The organism is Kitasatospora sp. NPDC022856 (assembly GCF_055561235.1).
This window is the reverse complement of sequence record NZ_JBVHHE010000109.1, coordinates 1-4,283: the sequence shown is the minus strand read 5'-3', so window position 1 is coordinate 4,283 and position 4,283 is coordinate 1. Positions and strand designations below refer to the sequence as shown.

The window sequence follows — 4,283 nt, the reverse complement described above, 5'->3', positions numbered from 1 at the left end:
GCCTCGCACACCTCGCAGGTGGAGCGGTTGCGCGAGGAACTGCTGGCGGTGCTCGCGCCGGTCGAGCCGGGACCGGCCGAGGTGCCGTTCTACTCGACGGTCGAGGAGCGCTGGCTGACCGGCGCCGAGCTCGACGCCGACTACTGGTACCGCAACCTGCGTCGGACCGTCGCCTTCGAGCCCGCGACCCGGGCGCTGGCGGAGCAGGGCCACGGCGTCTTCGTCGAGGTCAGTCCGCACCCGGTGCTGACGGCGAGCCTCCAGGAGACCCTGGAGGCGGCCGGGATCCAGGGCATCGTGACCGGCTCGCTCCGCCGCGACGACGGCGGGCCCGCCCGGTTCCTCGGCTCGCTCGCCGAGGTGCACGTCCAGGGCCGCCCGGTGGACTGGGCGGCGGCCTTCGGCGGCCCGCCCGCACGGCGGGTGGAGCTGCCGACCTATCCGTTCCAGCGGCAGCGCTACTGGCTGAACGCCTCCGGGCTCACGAGCGGCGGACTGACCGGCGCGGGGCTCGGCACGGCGGACCATCCGCTGCTCGGCGCGGTGATCGAACCGGCCGACAGCGACGAAGTCCTGTTCACCAGCCGGCTCTCGCTGGACACCCACCCCTGGCTGGCCGACCACGCCGTGGCGGGCACCGCCATCCTGCCGGGCACCGCTTTCGTCGAACTGGCCGTCCGGGCCGGTGACCAGGTGGGGTGCGAGCTGCTCGACGAGCTGGTCATCGAACGGCCGCTGGTGCTGCCCGACCAGGGCGGTCTCCAGTTGCAGGTGCGGGTGGGCGCCGCCCAGCCGTCCGGGGTGCGGCAGGTCGGGGTCCACACCCGCCCGGACCAGGGCGGCGAGGAGCCGTGGACCCGCCATGCCACCGCCGTGCTGGCGGCCGCCGGCTCGGCCGGGGACCGGTCCCCGGAGGCCTTCGACGCCGAAGTGTGGCCGCCGCCCGGCGCGGTGGCCCTGGAGACCGCCGGGCTGTACGAGCGGCTGGTGGCGGCGGGCTACCACTACGGGCCCGCCTTCCGGGGGCTGCGCGGCGCCTGGCGCCGTGGCAACGAGGTGTTCGCCGAGGTCGGCCTGGACGAGGAGCAGTCGGCCGAGGCGGGCCGGTACGGGCTCCACCCGGCGCTGCTGGACGCGGCCCTGCACGCCACCTTCCTGACCGGCGCCGACGCAGGCGCAGGCGCAGGCTCAGGCGCCGGGACCGACGCGGTAGCCGGTCCCGGGGCCCCGACCGCCACCCGACTGCCGTTCGCCTGGAACGAGGTGCGCGTCCATGCGGTGGGCGCTTCGGCCCTGCGCGTCCGGCTGCGGCCGGACGGACCGGACCGGATGGCCCTGTCCGTCGCCGACCCCGCCGGGCAGCCGGTGGCGACCGCCCGGTCGCTGGCCCTGCGTCCGGTCTCCGCCGAGGAGTTCGGCGCGGAGGGCGCCGCCGTCGGGGACTCCCTCTACCGGATCGCATGGGCGCCGGCGCCCGGTGCGCCGGCGGCGGCGGCCCCGGCCCCGGCCCCGGCCGTGGTCGTCGAGCACTTCCCCGCGCCCGGGGAGGAGGGGGCGGCGGCCGTGCACCTGCTGGCCCGGCGGGCGCTCGACACCCTGCGGTCCTGGCTGGCCGACGAACGGTCGGCGGACCACCGGCTGGTGGTGGTGACGCGCTCCGCGACCGCCGTCCGGCCGGGCGAGGCCGCGGACCCGGCCGGTGCGGCCGTCTGGGGGCTGGTGCGCTCCGCGCAGGCCGAACACCCGGGGCGCCTGGTCCTGGTGGACGTCGACGACCCCGCCGCAGTGCCGCTCCTGCCGCCCGCCGTCCTCGCCTCCGAGGAGCCCCAACTGGCCCTCCGGGCGGGCGAGGTGCTGATGCCCCGGCTGGTCCGGGCGATCCCGTCCGGGGGCGGCGCACCGGCCCCGCGGTTCGATCCCGAGGGCACGGTGCTGGTCACCGGTGGTACCGGCACGCTGGGGTCGTTGCTGGCCCGGCACCTGGTGACGGCGTACGGGGTGCGGCATCTGCTGCTGGTGGGCCGTGGTGGCCCGGCGGCCCCGGGCGCCGGCGAACTGGAGGCCTCGCTGCGCGAACTGGGCGCCGAGGTGACCATCGCGGCCTGCGACACCACGGACCGCGACGCGCTGCGGGAGCTGCTCGCCGGCCTCCGGCGCCCGCTGACCGGTGTGCTGCACGCCGCCGGGGTACTGGACGACGGCCTGGTGGCCGGGCTGACGCCGGAGCGGCTGGCGGCCGTCCTGCGGCCCAAGATCGATGCCGCGCTCGCGCTGCACGAGCTCACCGCCGGCGAGGATCTCGCCGCGTTCGTCCTCTTCTCCTCCGCCGCGGGCGTGCTCGGCGGCGCCGGCCAGGCCTCCTACGCGGCGGCCAACGCCGCCCTGGACGCGCTCGCCGGGGCGCGCCGGGCGCGGGGGCTGCCCGCCGTGTCGCTGGCCTGGGGCCTGTGGGCCGAGGCCAGCGGGATGACCGGTCACCTGGACCGGGCCGACCACCGCCGGATCGCCCGGAGCGGCGTGCGGCCGTTCTCCTCGGAGCAGGGGCTCGCGCTGTTCGACGCCGCGCTCGTGGCCGACGAGGCGGTGCTGGTGCCGATGGCGCTCGACCTGGCCGGGCTGCGGTCCGCGGACGCGACCGTCCCCGCCCTGCTGCGCGGCCTGGTCCGGCCGGGGCGGCGGGTGGCCCGGGCCGCCGCCGAGGGCCGGGCGGCCGGCACCCTGACGGAGCGGCTCGCCGGCCGGCCGGCGGGTGAGCGCGGTCGGGCCCTGCTGGAGCTGGTGCGCGCGCACGCCGCGACGGTGCTCGGTCACAGCACCGGCTCCGGGATCGAACCGGCGCTCGCCTTCCGCGAGTTGGGCTTCGACTCGCTGACCGCGGTGGAGCTGCGCAATCGGCTCGCCACGGCCACCGGGCTCCGGCTGCCGGCCACCCTGGTGTTCGACCATCCGACGCCGGCCGTGCTGGCGCGGCGGCTGGAGGCCGAGCTGTTCGGCGAGGCCGAGGGCGCCCGCCCGGCCGCACTCGCCGCCGAGGCGCAGGACGAGCCCATCGCGATCGTCGGCATGTCCTGCCGCTTCCCGGGCGGAATCGACTCGCCGCAGGACCTCTGGGAGACGGTCGCGGCGGGCCGGGACGTGGTCGGGAGCTTCCCCGAGAACCGGGGCTGGGACCTCGACACGCTGTTCGACCCGGACCCGGACCGTCCGGGCAAGAGCTACGTCGACGCGGGCGCGTTCCTCGCCGACCCCGGGGAGTTCGACGCGGAGTTCTTCGGCATCTCGCCGCGCGAGGCGCTGGCGATGGACCCCCAGCAGCGGCTGCTGCTGGAGGCCTCCTGGGAGGCGTTCGAGCACGCGGGCATCGACCCGGCGGCGTTGCGGGGCAGCGACACCGGGGTGTTCGCGGGGCTGCTCTACCACGAGTACGGCGCGCTGCTCGACCGGGCCGAGGGGGCGTCCGAGCTGGAGGCCTACGCGGGTACGGGCGGTGCGGGCAGCGTCGCGTCGGGCCGGATCTCCTACACGCTCGGGTTGGAGGGCCCGGCGATCACCGTCGACACCGCCTGCTCGTCCGCCCTGGTGGCGGTGCACCTGGCGAGCCGTTCGCTGCGCTCGGGTGAATGCTCGCTGGCGCTGGCCGGCGGCGTGACCGTGATGACCACGCCGGCCGCGTTCACCGGTTTCTCCCGGCAGCGCGGGCTGGCGGCGGACGGGCGGTGCAAGCCGTTCTCCGCGTCGGCCGACGGCACCGGCTGGTCCGAGGGGGTCGGCCTGCTGGTCCTGGAGCGGCTCTCCGACGCGCGCCGCCACGGACACCGGGTGCTCGCGGTGGTCCGGGGCAGCGCGGTCAACCAGGACGGGGCGAGCAACGGGCTGTCGGCGCCGAACGGACCGGCGCAGCAGCGGGTGATCCGGCAGGCGCTGGCCAACGCCGGGGTCGCCACCGGCGGCGTGGACGCCGTCGAGGCGCACGGCACCGGAACGGTGCTGGGCGATCCGATCGAGGCGCAGGCGCTGCTGGCGACGTACGGCCAGGACCGCGCCGAGGCGGAACCGCTCTGGCTGGGCTCGGTGAAGTCGAACCTCGGCCACACCCAGGGCGCCGCCGGCGCCGCCGGAATGATCAAGATGATCCAGGCGATGCGGCACGGTGTGCTGCCGAAGACGCTGCACGTGGCGGAGCCGACGGGGCAGGTGGACTGGTCGTCGGGTGCGGTGGAGCTGTTGACGCGGGCGCGGCCGTGGCCGGAGACGGGGCGGCCGAGGCGTTCGGCGGTGTCCTC

General features: G+C 77.1%; 1 protein-coding gene. It reads left to right on the top strand.

Annotated elements, in window-relative coordinates:
- The coding region (locus ACZ34W_RS38390; protein ID WP_465611105.1) for a type I polyketide synthase at window positions 1-4,283 on the top strand (4,283 nt) is incomplete at both ends.